The organism is Bradyrhizobium sp. 87 (assembly GCF_023073015.1).
Classification (GTDB): Bacteria; Pseudomonadota; Alphaproteobacteria; order Rhizobiales; family Xanthobacteraceae; genus Bradyrhizobium; species Bradyrhizobium canariense_D.
The window spans coordinates 264,868-279,461 of sequence record NZ_JADPIQ010000022.1 but is presented as its reverse complement, the minus strand read 5'-3'; the positions used below and the strand labels follow the sequence as shown (position 1 = coordinate 279,461).

The window sequence follows — 14,594 nt, the reverse complement described above, 5'->3', positions numbered from 1 at the left end:
ATGACGGTTTCGTGGCTGCGCGGACCCGTTAACGAACAAAACAGCGGGCCGACACTTCCATGACGTCACACGCCTGAAATATCCGTGGTTGATGGTCCTAAGCCGAGAATCATAAAAATCTCGGGATTTCCCCATGCGGGTATTAATCGCGACTGACGCCTGGCATCCGCAGGTCAACGGTGTGGTGCGGACGCTGACCTCGCTGGCTGGCGCGGCCAAGGCATTGGATGTCGAGATCGACTTCCTGACGCCGGACGGCTTTCGGTCATGGCCGTTGCCGACCTATCCGGGGCTGCGCATTGCGCTGCCGAGCGGCAGGGAGATTGGGCGGCGGATCGAGAGGGCGGCGCCGGAGGCGCTGCACATCGCGACCGAAGGGCCGATCGGCTGGGCGGCGCGGGCTTATTGCCGTCGCAACCGGCTCGCCTTCACCACCTCCTACACCACGCGCTTTCCCGAATACGTCTCGGTGCGAACCGGCATCCCCGCGAGCGTCGGCTACGCCGTGCTGCGCCACTTCCACGATGCCGCCGCCATGACGATGGTCGCGACGCCCTCGCTGCGGCAGGAGCTGTCCGAGCGCGGTTTCAAGCGGCTCGGCTTCTGGACCCGCGGCGTGAACACCGAGCTGTTTCATCCGGACTCTCCAGCCAAGCTCGATCTGCCCGGGCCGATCTTCATGACGATGGGCCGCGTGGCGGTGGAGAAGAACCTCGAGGCTTTCCTCTCGCTCGACCTGCCCGGCACCAAGGTCGTCATCGGCGACGGTCCGCAGAAGGCCGGCCTTGAAAAGAAATTTCCCGACGTGGTCTTCCTCGGCGAGAAGAAGGGCGCTGACCTCACCGCGCACCTCGCCGCCGCTGACGTGTTCGTGTTTCCGAGCCTGACCGACACGTTCGGCGTGGTGCAGCTCGAAGCGCTCGCCTGCGGCACGCCGGTTGCGGCGTTTCCGGTGACGGGACCGAAGGACGTCATCGCAGATCATCCGATCGGCGCGATCGACCACGATTTGCGCGAAGCGTGCCTGCGCGCACTGACCATGTCGCGCGAGACCTGCCGCAACTTCGCGCTGGAGCGCTCCTGGGAAAACAGCGCGCGCCAATTCGTCGGCAACCTCACTTCACTTCAGCCCAGCCGCGTCTTGCGCGCCTCGCCTCGCATGGCGCGGCGGCCGGTGCGCGGCTGATCCCGTTCGACCACAGCGAGAACCTCATCGATGGCTAAGATCATGAACCTTGACGGCACCCAGCAGCTCGACCTCACCCGTGGCACGGTCGAGCAGGCCTATGATCGTTGGGCACCGGTCTACGACCTCGTGTTCGGAGGCGTGTTCGCAAAAGGCCGGCAGGCCGCGATCGCGGCCACCAACAAGATCGGCGGCCGGGTGCTCGAGGTCGGCGTCGGCACCGGCATCTCGCTGCCGCTCTACGCGCCGCATCTGCGCATCTTCGGCACCGACATCTCGGAGGCGGATGCTCGACAAGGCGCGCCAGCGCGTCGTCGAGGGCGGCCTAGAGAACGTCGAAGGCCTCGCGGTGATGGATGCCGAGAAGCTCGAATTCCCCGACAACTCCTTCGACGTCGTGATGGCGCAATACGTCGTCACCGCCGTGCCGAATCCGGAAGTTGCGCTTGACGAATTCGCCCGCGTGCTGCGCCCGGGCGGGGAGCTGATCATCCTCACCCGCGTCAGCGCCGATACCGGCATGCGCCGCTTCATCGAGCAGAAGCTGCAGCCGGTGGTACGTCCGCTCGGTTTCCGCACCGCCGAGTTCGCCTGGTCGCGTTATGCCAAATGGCTGGCCGGTGCCGACGGCATCGAGCTCGCCGAGCGCCGCCTGATCCCGCCGCTCGGTCATTTCTCGCTGGTGCGATTCCGCAAGATCGACGTCGCCAAGGCGGCTTGATCCAAGCTCACGTAACCCGTGCGTCATCGCGCCGCTGCGCATCGTCACATGACAAAATGATGATGTCACACGGCCTACATCGAATCCCTGTAAATCCTGAACCCGAAAGCATTTGGGGGAGAGCATGATCAAGAACTATCTCGAGCAGCTGCGGATCCAGCGCTGGGACGACCATCGCTACTATCACCACAGCCGCATCAATCAGAGCCTGCACTTTGTCAGCGCGCTGAGCTTCCTGTTCGCCTATGTCTGGCTGTTCGTCGACCCCATGGTCTCCGCGCTGGTGGGCTGGCTGGTCTCGATGACCTCGCGCCAGGCCGGCCACTTCTTCTTCGAGCCGCATGGCTACGACCAGATCAACCAGGCGACGCACGAGCACAAGGAAGAGATCAAGGTCGGCTACAACCTTCGGCGCAAGGTGGTGCTGATGTCGATCTGGGCGCTGTCGCCGGTGGTGCTGTTGGTCGATCCGACTCTGTTCGGACTGTTCACGCCTTGGGCGGGCGCGACCGACTTCATGCGGCAAGTGGCCAAGATCTGGCTCGTCGTCGGCGGCGGCGGTCTCATGTTCCGCACGGTGCACCTGTTCTTCATCCGCGACGTCGAGACCGGTCTCGTCTGGATGACGAAGATCCTGACCGACCCCTTCCACGATTTGATGCTCTACCGCAACGCGCCGCTGGCGCTGATGCGTGGCGAGCTGATGGATCCCGGCCTGCATCTCAAGCCCGAGCACACGCTGGGCCTCATCGGTGAGCCCACGCTCGAAGAGCAGCACGCCTGAGCGCGCCGTTCTCACCAAGGCCTCCGATGTCTGATGGTTGCGTCATGCCCGGGCTCGTCCCGCCTGCGCGGCCGAAGCCGCTTCGGCGAGGCGAAGGCCCGGGCATCCACGTCTTGGAGGTCTCGCGCGGAGACGCGTGGCTGGCCGGGCATAGGCGAGCGGAAGCGACGCCGTCCTTCGGACGGCTGTGCCCGGCCATGACGCCGTTGGAGGAACCAGCCTCAGCGCCCGAAGCGCTTGGCCAGCATCTCTTTCAGGATCTGCCGCTTGATGGTCTTGTTGGTGAGGACGCCATCGTGCCACCAGAAGCCGTCGGCCTTCATCTTCTCGGCCGCGCGGACGAAACGCTCGGCGACCTCGGTGAAATCGGCGTCGGTGTAGTTCAGGCTGAAGATCAGCCTGCCGGTGCCGACCCAGCTCAAGGACAGGCCTTCAGCGCGCAGGTAATATTGCAGCATCCAGTTGTAGCGGGACGGCGTGGTGTATTTCACCGTCCAGATCGACGAGAAGTTTGCGAACCGCACCGGCAGGTCGGCATCGCTCATCATTTGGTTGAGCTTTTGCGCGCGGCCGTTCCAGGTCTCGTCCAGTCCGTCATAGACGGCGCGGAAATTCGGGCTGGCGAGCCGGCTCAGAAACTCGTCCATCGCCGTCATGACGTAGGGGTGCGAGTTGAAGGTGCCGCGGGCGAAGCAGACGTCGGCGGGGCGGTCGTCGCGGAAGCGGCGCATCAGCTCGCGTTTGCCGCAGACCACGCCGACCGGCAGGCCGCCGGCGAGGCTCTTGCCGTAGGTCACCATGTCGGCCTTGACGCCAAAGTATTCCTGGGCGCCGCCGGCAGCGAGACGGAAGCCGACGAAGACCTCGTCGAAGATCAGCACGATGTCGCGCTCAGTGCAGACCTCGCGCAGCTGCTTGAGCCATTCGGTGTAGGCCGCGCGGTCGAAATTACCGCCCCGGGAGGAATCGACCAGCGAGGAATCGCCGGGCGCGTTGCCGTTCGGATGCAGGCCCTGCAGTGGATTGACCAGCACGCAGGCGATGTCCTTGCGCGTGCGCAGCACGTGCAGCGTCTTCTCCGACATCTCGGCGAGGGTGTAAGTCTCGTGCGCGGGAATCGGATTGCCGACGCCGGGCTGCACGTCGCCCCACCAGCCGTGATAGGCGCCGGCGAAACGGACCAGATGCGTGCGCCTGGTGTGGTAGCGCGCGAGCCGCACTGCCTGCATCACGGCCTCGGTGCCGGACATATGGAAGGACACTTCGTCGAGGCCCGAGATCTGGCACAGCCGCGCCACGTTCTCGAGGATGACGGGATGGTAGGGTCCGAGTACCGGTCCGAGCGCGTGCGCCCGCTTCTCGGAGCCTTCGATGCACTCCTTGTAGAAGTCGTTGCCGAAGATGTTGACACCGTAGGACCCCGTGAGGTCGTAGGAGGTGTTGCCGTCGACATCCGTGACGGTGACGCCGCGCGAGGACTCCACGAAGGTCGAGGTGCCCAAATGCTCGCGAACGAGACGCGAGAACTGGAAAGGCACGCGGTAGGTCTCGGTGAAGTGCAGGTCGGAGATCTTTTCCGCCGCTTCCTTCGTCATCGCGCGGCCCTTGGGGTAGCGCTCGGCGTAAAGGCTTGCGAGGCGGAAGAAGCCGTCCCTGCGCAGGCCTGCGATGTTCGCCGGCGCGCCGTCGCAGGCAAAGTAGGCATCGCCTTCGAATTCGTAGAACGGAAGCAGCTTTGCCACCCGGCGCGACATCTTGGAGTGTCCGGCGAGCGAGCGGTGCTTGGCGCGGGACAATTCGATCCGCGCCTTGATCTTCGGGAAGGCGGCGGCAGCAGACGCTGCGGCGGCCACGGACAAAGAAAGAATCGGGAGTGTCGTTTCCATGACAACAAGCGCTAATACTGCGAGCTGACAGATTCATGACAGTCAAAGCCCTCATCGCCTCTTTCACCCAGCAGGAAGACCTCAACTTCCTGTTGACCAACCGCATCCCGCGCGCCGCGTTGACCCGGTTCATGGGCTGGTTCTCCAAGATCGAGAACCCGCTGGTGCGGGACGGCTCCATCGCGCTGTGGAAGCTGTTCTCCGACCTCGATCTGTCGGAGGCACGCAAAACCCATTTCCGGAGCCTGCACGACTGCTTCACCCGGGAGCTCAAGCCGGGCCTGCGGCCCTTTGATCCGGACCCGTCCATTGTCGCGAGTCCGTCCGACGGCATCGTCGGCGCCCATGGCCGGATCGCCGATACCGAGCTGTTCCAGGTCAAGGGCGCGCCGTACTCGCTGCTCGATTTGCTCGGCGATTCCGTGCTGGTCGACCAGCACCGCAACGGGTCCTTCGTCACGCTGCGGCTGACCTCAAGCATGTATCACCGCTTCCACGCGCCTTATGACGCACATATCGAGCGCGTCACGCTGATCCATGGCGATGTCTGGAACGTCAACCCGATCGCGCTGAAGCGCGTCGAGCGCCTGTTCTGCAAGAACGAGCGCGCGGTGATCCGCACGCATCTATCAACTGGCGAGGCCGTGACGCTGGTGCCGGTCGCCGCGATCCTGGTGGCAAGCATCCGCCTGCACTTCCTCGACATGGTGCTGAATGCGCAGGCCAGGGGGCCGGTCAATTTTCCCTGCGACGTCAACGTGAGCAAGGGCGAGGAGCTCGGCTGGTTCGAGCACGGCTCGACCATCATCATTCTCGCGCCCGGCGATTTCACCTTCTGCGACGGCATCGCCGAAGGCACGCGCATTCGCGCAGGTCAAGCGTTGCTGAGAAAAAACTAGCCTTCAATCCGCCGCGGCGGCCGCTTATATCGTCGGTGGGGACGTTTCTACGACGACGGATTGGGTGATGGCACGGGCGCCGGTCATGGCGGCGGGTGGTATTGTGCTGCAGCGAGGTGCGTCGCCGCTGATTGCCGTCGTGCGCCAGCGCAAGCGCAACGAATGGGTTTTGCCCAAGGGCAAGCTCGACGACGGCGAGACGCCGAAGCAAGCTGCGCATCGCGAAGTGCGGGAAGAGACCGGCCACGACGTCGCCATCCACGAATTTTTGGGTACGCTCGTCTATCAGTCAGGTGGCCGCTCCAAGGTCGTGCATTTCTGGCGCATGGAGGCCGGGGGCGGTCCCGTCCGCAAGCTGATGAACGACATCAAGGCGGTCGACTGGCTGCCCCTGGAAGACGCGCTCGCGCGCCTGTCGCGCGAGTATGAGCGCGTGTTCCTGACCCAGGTTGGCCCGATCGCGCTCGCGGCGGCGGGGCTTGCATCTTCGCCTGCGCCCGAGCCGCCACCGCTGGCGACCGACGATGTCGATGCGGCTTTGCAGACACTGACACCGGCTGAAGCAGCCTCGGTGGGCGAGTTGCGGCACGGCCTGTTGCAGAAGATGAAAGCCTGGCTACGCGGAGAGGCGTGAGTTTTCTTCACCTCGCCCCGCGTTGACGGTGCACCCTCGCCCCTTGTGGGAGAGGGTGGCTCGCCGCGAAGCGGCGAGGCGGGTGAGGGGTCTCTCTCCACGCGTGAAGCTGTCGATGAGTTTTCGCCGATAGAACCCCTCATCCGGCGCTTCGCGCCACCTTCTCCCACAAGGGGAATAGTTGACCCTCACCGAGCCGCATCGTATACCACTGCCCAAGCATAACCCGCTGTATTTCCTGAAGTCTACCTCACTGAGCCTCACCGAGCCACATTAGGCCACAGTGCCAGTTTAGGGACACTTTGAGGGTCACCGAGGGCAGGATCATGGCGCGCAGCGTCTATTCCAACAACCTGAAAAACCGAACCAACCGCCTCAAGCTGCCGATCAAAAAGAAGCCGTACAAGGTCCTGGTCGCGCCCGGAATCTTCCTCTGTTATCGCCGCAACGAAGGCCCCGGCACGTGGAGCGTTGAAGCGGGTTGGTTGAAGCGCTTCGCCATCGCTGACGACTACGAGACTGCGAACAACGGCAGCGTGATGAGCTACTGGCAGGCGCAGAAGCGCGCGCTGGCAATGGTCCGTGGCAGCGAGGGCGACAGCGACAAGCCGGTGACGGTCGATGAAGCGCTCACCGCCTACGAGACCGATCTCAAGATTCGTGGCGGCGCGATCTACAATGCCACCTCGGTTCGCAACCACCTGTCCCCCGCGATGCTGTCCAAGGTGGTGATGCTGCTCACCGAGATCGAGCTGTTGAACTGGCGGAACGGGCTGGTCACCAAGGGGCTGAAGCTGTCGAGCGCCAACCGCACCGGCAAGTCGTTCAAGGCCGCGTTGGCGTTGGCGGCCAAGCGCGACAGGCGGATCAGCAATAGCGCCGCATGGAAGACCGGCCTGAAGCCGCTGAAAGCCAAGGGCGGCAGCAACCCGCCGCGTGACAACTACTATCTGCCGGACTCCGACATCCTCGATGTCGTCCGCGAATGCGATGTGGAAGATGCCGACTTCGGCGCCCTGATCGAAGTGCTGGCGGTGACCGGCACGCGCGAGAGCCAAGCGCTCAAGCTGTGGCCTCATGATATTCGTGACGAAGACGCCGAGAAGCCGCGCCTGATGCTGTGGTGCTCCAACAAGGGCAAGGACCGCGACCCCGAACAGCGGCAGGTCGCGATCACACCCGCTTTGGCTGCGATGCTGCGCAAGCGGGCTGAGGCGCGCGGCGCCAAGCAACCGCTGTTCGATCGCATTTGGAATATGGCCGCGCGGTTCCGCGTCGTGCTGGAACGGCTCGATCTCGATCCGACGCTGACGCCGTACACGTTGCGGCACAGCTCGATCATCCGGCAAATCCGCGCCAACGCCCCGCTGCGCATGGTTGCCTACGGGCACGATACCTCCGTTGCCGAGATCGAGCGCACTTATGCGAGATACCTTGATGATGTTTCCGACGACCTGACGCGCCGGGGGATGCTCATCGACCGGACGAAGCCGGACAACGTCATCCAGCTCGCTGATGTCGTGAAAGCCTCCTAGATCGCGTTGCGGAGTCCGCTGGTGCCATTCTTATCAGCGATCATCGATATCCTGAGCCGTTTCCTGCAATCGCATTGACGCCATTTCGAGCGCCTGCACCACACAGCCATGGCACTCTTCGTCGATCTGGTTTGCCGCGTGCCACTGCTTGATGCGCGCGCAGAATTCTTCGGTGTTGTTCATCAACTCGACGTGGAAGTTGCCCGCCTGCTTGATCACGTCGGGGTCGATCTTTGGCGGCCTGCGCGGCGACGGCTCGATGACGGGCCTTCGTGTCTGCCTCTAGTTTGCTCAAGAAAATTTTGCGCTCTGCGGCGGTCATCTGTGCGACGAGGCGAAGCGCCTGCTCGACGAGCTTGTCCATCTTCGGCGGCTTGCGCGCGCTAACCTTCTCCCCAGCCTTCGCGCGCGCTGCCAGATCGCGCTGCTCTGCGCCCGGCAGCTTCGCCAGGGCATCCAGCTCCGCGCCTTTGTCGAGGCTCGTATTGATGATCTCGGAGAGAACCTCGACGCGCTTGGCACGCGTGGCATCGCGCTGCACCGCAGCCTCTGACTTGCCGGTCTTCCGAGCGGTATCAGCCGTGAAGCGCTCCTTAGCTTCCTCATTTTGCGAAAGCTGTTTGCCCCGGCCTTTGCCGGTCGCGCCGTTCTTCGTCTCCGGATGGGCCTTCTCATAAATCGCCTTGCGGCGTTTGATGTGCCGCGCGCGTTCGGCCGGCGACAGCTCGCTGCGTGTCAGATTCTCGTCGATCTCGATCAGCGTCGCTTCGTCTTCAGAATACTTGTCGAGGATGACGCAGGCGATCTCGCGCCAGCCCAGCTTTTCGGCCGCCGCCAACCGATGAGCGCCCGCGACGACCCAGTAACCGCGACCGGCGCGCTTGCGGAGCGTGACGGGATGAATCAGACCATTCCGCTTCATGCTCTCAGCCAGCACGTCGACAGCCTCCTGTCGAAGCGCCCGGAGGCGCTCCGCAGGGACATCGATGCCCGACAACGCGATGGTTGTTGTGCTCTTGATCACAGGCTGGTGCACCTACGAGCCCTGCTGCCGCTTACGCAACTCGCGCTGCTCCTTGCGCTCCTGCAAGAACTTGTTGAACGCGTCCTGCGTGCTCTGCTGCGAGAACATCGCCCGCCACTCGGCGGCGGCCTCCACCGTGATGCGCACGGCGCGACCCAGCCGGATTTCCTTCGGGCCGAGTCCAGCTTCGCGCAGCAGCCCAAAGTGGCCCTCCGAGATTTTTGCGCCGTGGCAGAACTCCGGGATGGTGAGCATCGTGCTGGCGACGCCGTTGGCGATGGCGGCGGCGGCGTTCGCGGCCTTGGTCTTGCTTGCCATGGAAGTGCAAATCTCCTCAACGAATGACGCTGAGCAGTTTAGCGCCGCATGGAGTTGCTGGGGAGGCGCTGGGGAGTGTGTTATCGATCACGACAGGCCGCAAACATGTCTTTTGAACAGGCGCGACTACGGAACTGCGGCGCGAGGCGGAAAGCTGGCGGCGGCAAGAAGACGAAGCCCGCCAACTTGAAGTTTTTCTTATGACGTGAGTCGGCGCGATTGGACGATGACCGTCGAGCTGGCGGTGCGAACCCTTGGGCGCCGAAGGTCACCGGCTCAATCCAGCGACGGATTGACGAACCGCGGCGGCAGCGCATCGCGTCGCGGGGCGATGGGCGCACAAACTCGCACGGATCGTGCGACTTTCGGAACCGCAACTGAGTCGGCGCGATTGGACCATGACCGTCGAGCTGCGGTGCGGATACTCCCGTGCTCGCAAGTCGTCAGGTGACCCCGCGCGCGGAAGGCCTCGACAAATTCGGCAAATGCCGAAATGTCGAGCCGCACCGCCGAAGGTCACCGGCTCAGAGTGTGTTGCGCTCGCCTTCCTCGGCGTCGGCGCTCAACAGGCCCTTCAAGGCCGGGCTGGCGGCAAAAATTGGTTCAATGTCTGAAACGACGTAATCGCGACAGTCGCTGTCGGTCGGCAGCAGGCACATGATCGGGCTCCGCTCATTGGCGACGAATGCGCCGACCGCGCCCGACTGCAGCGTGGTGAAGCCGAGCGGGCGGCCTTGACCATCGTGACGCGCTCGATCTGGGGGGCGCTGATCGCGTCGGCGATCTCGCGCTGATACGGGTACAGGCGGATCGCGCCGCGCAGGGCGCTGACGCCTTCGGGGAGGCGGATGTTGGCTTCGGTCCAGTCGCTTAGCTCTAGGCGCGGCGGCGGGATTAGCGAACGCAGGGCTTGGCGACTGACAGCCCCGAGTGTAGTCATGGGATATCATCCCCGATTGTAGAAGCGAACCGAAATGCTCAGCGTTAGCGACAACTGGAAATGCCCATATTGCGGACACGCTCAGGTCTTGGACGAAAAACGCGTGCGTCAGGGATGGAGCCGCCAACGGCTCGAAGGTTGGAAACACGGTCAGCCTGCTATGTTCACGCAGTACGTTGTTTGCGCCAACGGTGACTGCCGAGAACTAACGTTAGAAGCCACGCTCGCACCATTCGTAGATACCACGCATAATAACTTCAACCTTGGTCAACCAGTTGGGCATTGGAAATTGTTTCCACCCTCTTCGGCCAAGCCACAACCAGATTACATTCCACAGCCAATCCGCAGTGACTATTTCGAAGCGTGCGCTATCCGCGATCTCAGCCCGAAGGCATCAGCGACGGTCATACGTCGCTGCCTGCAAGGAATGATCCGCGACTTCTGCGGCATCTCCAAGTCTAGGCTGATCGATGAAATCGATGAATTGCGCACTCGCGTCCATGATGGCAAAGCGCCCGCTGGTGTCCAACCCGATAGTGTTGAGGCAATTGACCATGTGCGTGGCATCGGCAACATTGGCGCGCACATGGAAGCCGACATAAACGTCATCGTTGATGTGGATGTCGATGAAGCTCAGACCCTCATTGAACTGACGGAATTGCTATTTGATGAGTGGTATATCGCTCGGAAAGCGCGGACAAAACGTCTGGAACATCTCAAATTGATCGCTGACGGCATAAAGCAGCAGAAGAAGGTGCCGCCGCCGGGAACGCCCTGACAAAGTTCCAGCGCGCACATTTTGTGCCCGCTGCAAATGGTGCCGGGCCGTCGCCGCTCCGCCAATCTCCAGTCCGATCATGGGGCGAGTTCAGCCGGCATTTGCGATCTCAAGAAGCGCTGTCCTGATCTCCGCGTCGATCTCGGCAACGTCAGCACGCGACCGGTGCGGCAGCCGCGCCGCAACCCGCGACAGCACTGCCACCGTCCCGGCGCGAACTGTCCGTAGAATTCCGGACCACTCCGCCTCGACGGCGGCGGCCTCGACCAGCTCGCTGCGCATCTTGGCGGCCTTCAGTTCGTTCAAATCGGCCTGGGCGGCCGCGCGAGCCGGACGCGCTGTTTGGATGCCTCAGCGAGCGCCGGAGCGCGTTCTGATGCGGGTCTACCCATGGTGCGGCTTCATCATCTCCACAAACTTTGCAACGGCTAATATGGCGGGCGGCAGCGGCCCTGCATTCGGCCATGGTCACAGGACCCGTTGCCGACCGCGACGACGGCGGCAACGCAGCCGACGCGATGATAATGATGCCGACGCCGCACCCCGACGATGATGATGCCGACGCAGCAGGAAAGGCGAAGGCCAACCGAGAAATGGGCCAGCCGGAAAGCCGCTCCTCTCCCATCCCCATCCCTCCCACCGAGGGGAGCTTTCCAGCTCCCACCGGTGGGAGGGGGGTATGGGGGGAGAGAGGAACACCGTCGCTGGAAGCGGCTGGAAGCCGCTGGAAGCGACGGTGGAACGATCTCATCAAGGTCACGATCATGACGCGCGAACGATGCGAGAGCGCTGCTTCGACGGCGGTCCCTCGGTGATCACTCGAATACGGCGAGCTGCGAAGAGTCGTGACATGGCTGCGCCGAGGGCCGTCTTGTTCAGCCGCGCGGCCTTCGCCTCGGGCTCGTCGGCAAACTTGGCAGGCGCATAGGACGTGCCGACCTTGTCACAGACTTTCCGGCCACCTTGTTCGAAACGGTCGAGCAGGTCCAAGAACAACTGCTCGGCGCGCTGCTCGGCGGCGGCGGGGTCGGCTGCGTCACCGAACTCCTCGTCGCGAACAAAGATGCCTTTATCGAACCGCACGCGGATGCTATCGCCGCGCTTCGCGTATTGGTTCTTTTTGAATTCGATAATGCGACCGTCGGGACAGTCAGGGTCCTGTCGCATGAACAACCGGGCGCGGAACGTGCCGTGCCACGATGTTGACCCGCTAGTGCCCGAACCGCTGCTGGCGCCGGCTTGCGACGGATGGGCGTTCACCATCACGGCAGCGCCGGATGCAATCGCGAGTTGGCGCAGCAGACCGCCGAATTCACTGACGCGACCGCGATCACTTTCCTGTCCGGGGTAGATGTCGTGCAGCGGATCGAGCACGATGACTACCGGGCGAACTTGTGCGGCCTGATAGTACAGCCGCCAGTACAACTCGGTCGGGATCATATCGCCATCTCTGTCGATACGAGCAAGCGCCATGTTGCGTCCGGCAAAGGACGCAACATGCAAGCCCAAGCGCGCTAATGCACTGGGGATCGTCAAATAAGTGTAGGTCGCGATGGCGTCCAACCGACGGTGCAGCTCCTCTTCATCATCTTCGGAGCCGAGATAGAAGGCAGGACCTTTTTTGACCGCCAAGCCGAACCAATTTTCACCCGTCACGCACGCGCACGCCAACTGCATGGCGGCCGTGCTCTTGCCGACACCTCCCTCGCCGTAAAAACCGGCCGTACTGCCGAGCGGGATATGCTCGAATACAGCCCATTCCCGGTCAGCCACCGGCTGCCAGCCCCAAAGTTGCAGGTTCGCGAAGCCAATTGGGCCGCCAGCGAACGGTACGCCTGCCTCCTTAGCCCATTTCTGATAGCCGTCATCCGCTGGCCTAGACATTTCGACCACGGTCGATATATGGTTGTCGCTCATCCACTTTCCTTTCAGTTCTTGATCCCGCGTCGGTTGCCAGACCGGCGGCGGGATTTTTCGCTTCCTCAAAGCAGCCTCACCGAGGTGTTTCCGAACCTCACCGAGCCGCACTGAACCTCACTGATCCGTCATAAGCCGTTGAAAACATTGACGAAATCGTCTTGACTATTAATCGGGCTCGTGGTTTTCCGCAAGAGGCAACTCTGCCTCCGCCGAAGCATTTGGGAAATCCGAACCATGTTTTGCCTCACGCCGATCCCGCCTCACCAATTCGACGTTCTCATCGGCAAGACCGAGCACATCCGCAAAGCCATGAAGAAACGCGGCCAGTTGCAGCCGCTCATCGTGCCGAGCCCGGAGCAGCGCGCGGATGGCCTGTGGCGCGATCAGATTTTCATCGCGGCCGACGCCGTGATCGTCAGCGCGCTTGATCTACTGGTCGATGCCGGTGCTGCCCGCGCTGCGGTCGATCATGCGATGCGCGATCTGGAGTTCGAAATCATCTCGCGGCTGAACGATCTCGACGATGGCAAGCCGGTGCAGCTCTGCTTCGCGCACGACGGCAAGCGCTGGGTCGTGCTCTCCGCTGGCACCGTCATCGATGCCATGCAAGCGGTCGCGCAGCACTTCAAGAACGGCGCCGGTGCCGAGCCGCCGAAGGTCAGTTTCTATTGGATCCGCTTGCATGACGCGCTGGCGACCGTGCGCGCTCGCGCCGCGCAACATGAGATCGATTTTCCTGACCGTATCTGGCCGACACCGGAAGAGCTGGACGCTGGCGCGGGCCTGCTCGCGGCTGCGATTGCGCCGCGCATCTCGCCTGTGATTGAGAAGTGGCAGACGATGCGTCAGCGCGACGCGTTTGATCGTCGGTTCAAGCTGGAGCGTCGCGACCTTGTCGATGAGCCAATAGGCGCCGGCCTTCTCGGCCAGGAATCTGCACTCGGCCCCAATAGCAGGCAGGCAAAGGCCTTCTGAGCCAACCCGCGCGGAGGGCGTGGCGCAGCGGATCGAAGGCCGGCGACCGGGGGGGGGGAGGTTTAGAAATGGCCCAGCAAAGCCCCGAGAACCGCACGGGCTGGTCCGTATGGCATGAGATTAAATTCTAAAAGGGGGGTTGCCCATTTTGACGGCACTTAGCCCTGGAGGCCCACCGTGAAAACCAAGGCGAAGGCGCACTTTGCACCGACGGCCGCCGCCCAGCGCATGCGGGAACACCGCGCGCGCCAGGCGAAGGGCGCTACGCGAATTGCCATCGATCTCGACTGGAGCGACGTGGATTGGCTTCGCAGCCAGGGCGTGCTGCTGGAATGGGATGAGGGAGATCGGAAAGAACTCTCAAAAGCTTTGAAGCTGGCGCTGCAGAAACTCCATCGGTTACGGCGTAACGTGGGTTGAGATCTCGATCTGCTATTAAGAAGGTAAATCAAACCACGTTGAGGGCAGGGACACATGGTCGTCCGGTTGACAGCGAGCGATCTGGAATATGGGCGGCGGTCGGCCGCAGCAAAAGCAGCGCGTCTGGTGGTTCGGCTTCCGCCCGAAATTGACGATCTGATTCCTATCGCTCGGCTCGACAAGCGCATCCGCGAACTGCTGTGGCATCGCGACAACCCCGAGAACGTTGCGGCCGCGCGCTTACTGGTTCGCGAACAGTCGCGGTTGCAGCTTGCGTACGAAAGGCGGCATGGCAAGCCAGCGGACACGAAGCGGATGCCATGAACGGTCCAACTCCCGAAGAACGTCGCGCGCTGGAAGCCCGAGTGTCGCCCCAGCGGCGAGCTGAGATCGAAGGCCTCGTCAAATCGCTGGCACCAGTGATCGGCGATTTCGTCCTGGCGGCAATCAGGCCGCTGAGACAGCGGATCCAGGAACTCGAGTCGCGCCCGACACTCCGTTACCTGGGCATTTGGGATGCATCGCGGACATATCCGCCGGGGACCTTCATCACGCACGGGGGAAGTGTCTGGCA

Annotated in this window: 15 protein-coding genes and 1 pseudogene; 10 read left to right on the top strand and 6 right to left on the bottom strand. The window is 62.9% G+C overall.

All coding sequences use genetic code 11. The annotated features are described in order from the left end of the window. Nucleotides 1-133 precede the first annotated feature (133 nt). The 3 genes and pseudogenes from IVB50_RS05825 to IVB50_RS05815 all read left to right on the top strand — a co-directional run bounded on the left by IVB50_RS05825 (nucleotide 134) and on the right by IVB50_RS05815 (nucleotide 2,691). Complete coding sequence (locus IVB50_RS05825) at nucleotides 134-1,186, top strand: glycosyltransferase family 1 protein (protein WP_247294938.1); 1,053 nt, start codon at nucleotides 134-136, stop codon at nucleotides 1,184-1,186. Nucleotides 1,187-1,216: 30 nt separating this feature from the next. Next, nucleotides 1,217-1,907 (top strand): annotated as a pseudogene (locus IVB50_RS05820) (methyltransferase domain-containing protein). A 124-nt stretch (nucleotides 1,908-2,031) separates the two neighbouring features. Then, the gene (locus IVB50_RS05815) at nucleotides 2,032-2,691 is read left to right on the top strand and encodes a hypothetical protein (protein ID WP_085349114.1); all 660 of its coding nucleotides are present in this window, start codon (nucleotides 2,032-2,034) and stop codon (nucleotides 2,689-2,691) included. Nucleotides 2,692-2,912: 221 nt separating this feature from the next. Here IVB50_RS05815 and IVB50_RS05810 read toward each other — a convergent pair whose 3' ends face one another. Continuing rightward, entirely contained in the window at nucleotides 2,913-4,577 is a 1,665-nt protein-coding gene (locus tag IVB50_RS05810; RefSeq protein ID WP_026232679.1) for an aminotransferase class III-fold pyridoxal phosphate-dependent enzyme, read from the bottom strand. Nucleotides 4,578-4,612: 35 nt separating this feature from the next. Between IVB50_RS05810 and asd the strand changes: the two genes are divergently transcribed. The 3 genes from asd to IVB50_RS05795 all read left to right on the top strand — a co-directional run bounded on the left by asd (nucleotide 4,613) and on the right by IVB50_RS05795 (nucleotide 7,645). Further along, nucleotides 4,613-5,476: an archaetidylserine decarboxylase gene (gene asd, locus IVB50_RS05805; RefSeq protein WP_247294936.1), complete on the top strand. Its 864-nt coding sequence runs from the start codon at nucleotides 4,613-4,615 to the stop codon at nucleotides 5,474-5,476. Nucleotides 5,477-5,543: 67 nt separating this feature from the next. After that, nucleotides 5,544-6,110 (top strand): NUDIX hydrolase, encoded by a 567-nt coding sequence (locus tag IVB50_RS05800; protein ID WP_247294934.1) that lies wholly within the window; start codon nucleotides 5,544-5,546, stop codon nucleotides 6,108-6,110. A gap of 326 nt (nucleotides 6,111-6,436) precedes the next feature. Continuing rightward, complete coding sequence (locus IVB50_RS05795) at nucleotides 6,437-7,645, top strand: hypothetical protein (RefSeq protein ID WP_247294932.1); 1,209 nt, start codon at nucleotides 6,437-6,439, stop codon at nucleotides 7,643-7,645. A gap of 40 nt (nucleotides 7,646-7,685) precedes the next feature. On the opposite strand, the gene IVB50_RS05790 is transcribed toward IVB50_RS05795, so the two are convergent. The 3 genes from IVB50_RS05790 to IVB50_RS05780 all read right to left on the bottom strand — a co-directional run bounded on the left by IVB50_RS05790 (nucleotide 7,686) and on the right by IVB50_RS05780 (nucleotide 9,937). After that, the gene (locus tag IVB50_RS05790) at nucleotides 7,686-8,669 is read right to left on the bottom strand and encodes a ParB N-terminal domain-containing protein (protein ID WP_247294930.1); all 984 of its coding nucleotides are present in this window, start codon (nucleotides 8,667-8,669) and stop codon (nucleotides 7,686-7,688) included. 12 nt (nucleotides 8,670-8,681) lie between these two features. Beyond that, nucleotides 8,682-8,987 (bottom strand): hypothetical protein, encoded by a 306-nt coding sequence (locus tag IVB50_RS05785; RefSeq protein WP_247294928.1) that lies wholly within the window; start codon nucleotides 8,985-8,987, stop codon nucleotides 8,682-8,684. A 524-nt stretch (nucleotides 8,988-9,511) separates the two neighbouring features. After that, a complete protein-coding gene (locus tag IVB50_RS05780; protein WP_346283354.1) occupies nucleotides 9,512-9,937 on the bottom strand; it encodes a phage terminase large subunit family protein in 426 nt (141 codons plus the stop codon). Nucleotides 9,938-10,015: 78 nt separating this feature from the next. On the opposite strand from IVB50_RS05780, the gene IVB50_RS05775 reads away from it, so the two are divergent. Next, the gene (locus IVB50_RS05775; RefSeq protein ID WP_247294927.1) at nucleotides 10,016-10,705 is read left to right on the top strand and encodes a DUF4145 domain-containing protein; all 690 of its coding nucleotides are present in this window, start codon (nucleotides 10,016-10,018) and stop codon (nucleotides 10,703-10,705) included. A 90-nt stretch (nucleotides 10,706-10,795) separates the two neighbouring features. On the opposite strand, the gene IVB50_RS05770 is transcribed toward IVB50_RS05775, so the two are convergent. Next, nucleotides 10,796-11,011, bottom strand: coding sequence for a hypothetical protein (locus IVB50_RS05770; protein ID WP_247294925.1), 216 nt, complete (start codon nucleotides 11,009-11,011; stop codon nucleotides 10,796-10,798). 456 nt (nucleotides 11,012-11,467) lie between these two features. Continuing rightward, entirely contained in the window at nucleotides 11,468-12,622 is a 1,155-nt protein-coding gene (locus IVB50_RS05765) for an AAA family ATPase (protein ID WP_247294923.1), read from the bottom strand. 237 nt (nucleotides 12,623-12,859) lie between these two features. Here IVB50_RS05765 and IVB50_RS05760 point away from each other — a divergent pair, with 237 nt between their 5' ends. From IVB50_RS05760 to IVB50_RS05750, 3 genes are all read left to right on the top strand, one after another. Further along, nucleotides 12,860-13,600 (top strand): hypothetical protein, encoded by a 741-nt coding sequence (locus IVB50_RS05760; protein ID WP_247294920.1) that lies wholly within the window; start codon nucleotides 12,860-12,862, stop codon nucleotides 13,598-13,600. A gap of 177 nt (nucleotides 13,601-13,777) precedes the next feature. Next, on the top strand, nucleotides 13,778-14,020 hold the full coding sequence (locus tag IVB50_RS05755; RefSeq protein ID WP_247294919.1) for a hypothetical protein: 243 nt from the start codon (nucleotides 13,778-13,780) through the stop codon (nucleotides 14,018-14,020). Nucleotides 14,021-14,074: 54 nt separating this feature from the next. After that, nucleotides 14,075-14,344 carry a hypothetical protein gene (locus IVB50_RS05750; protein WP_247294917.1) on the top strand — a complete coding sequence of 90 codons (270 nt, stop codon included), beginning with the start codon at nucleotides 14,075-14,077 and terminating at the stop codon, nucleotides 14,342-14,344. Nucleotides 14,345-14,594: the final 250 nt, after the last annotated feature.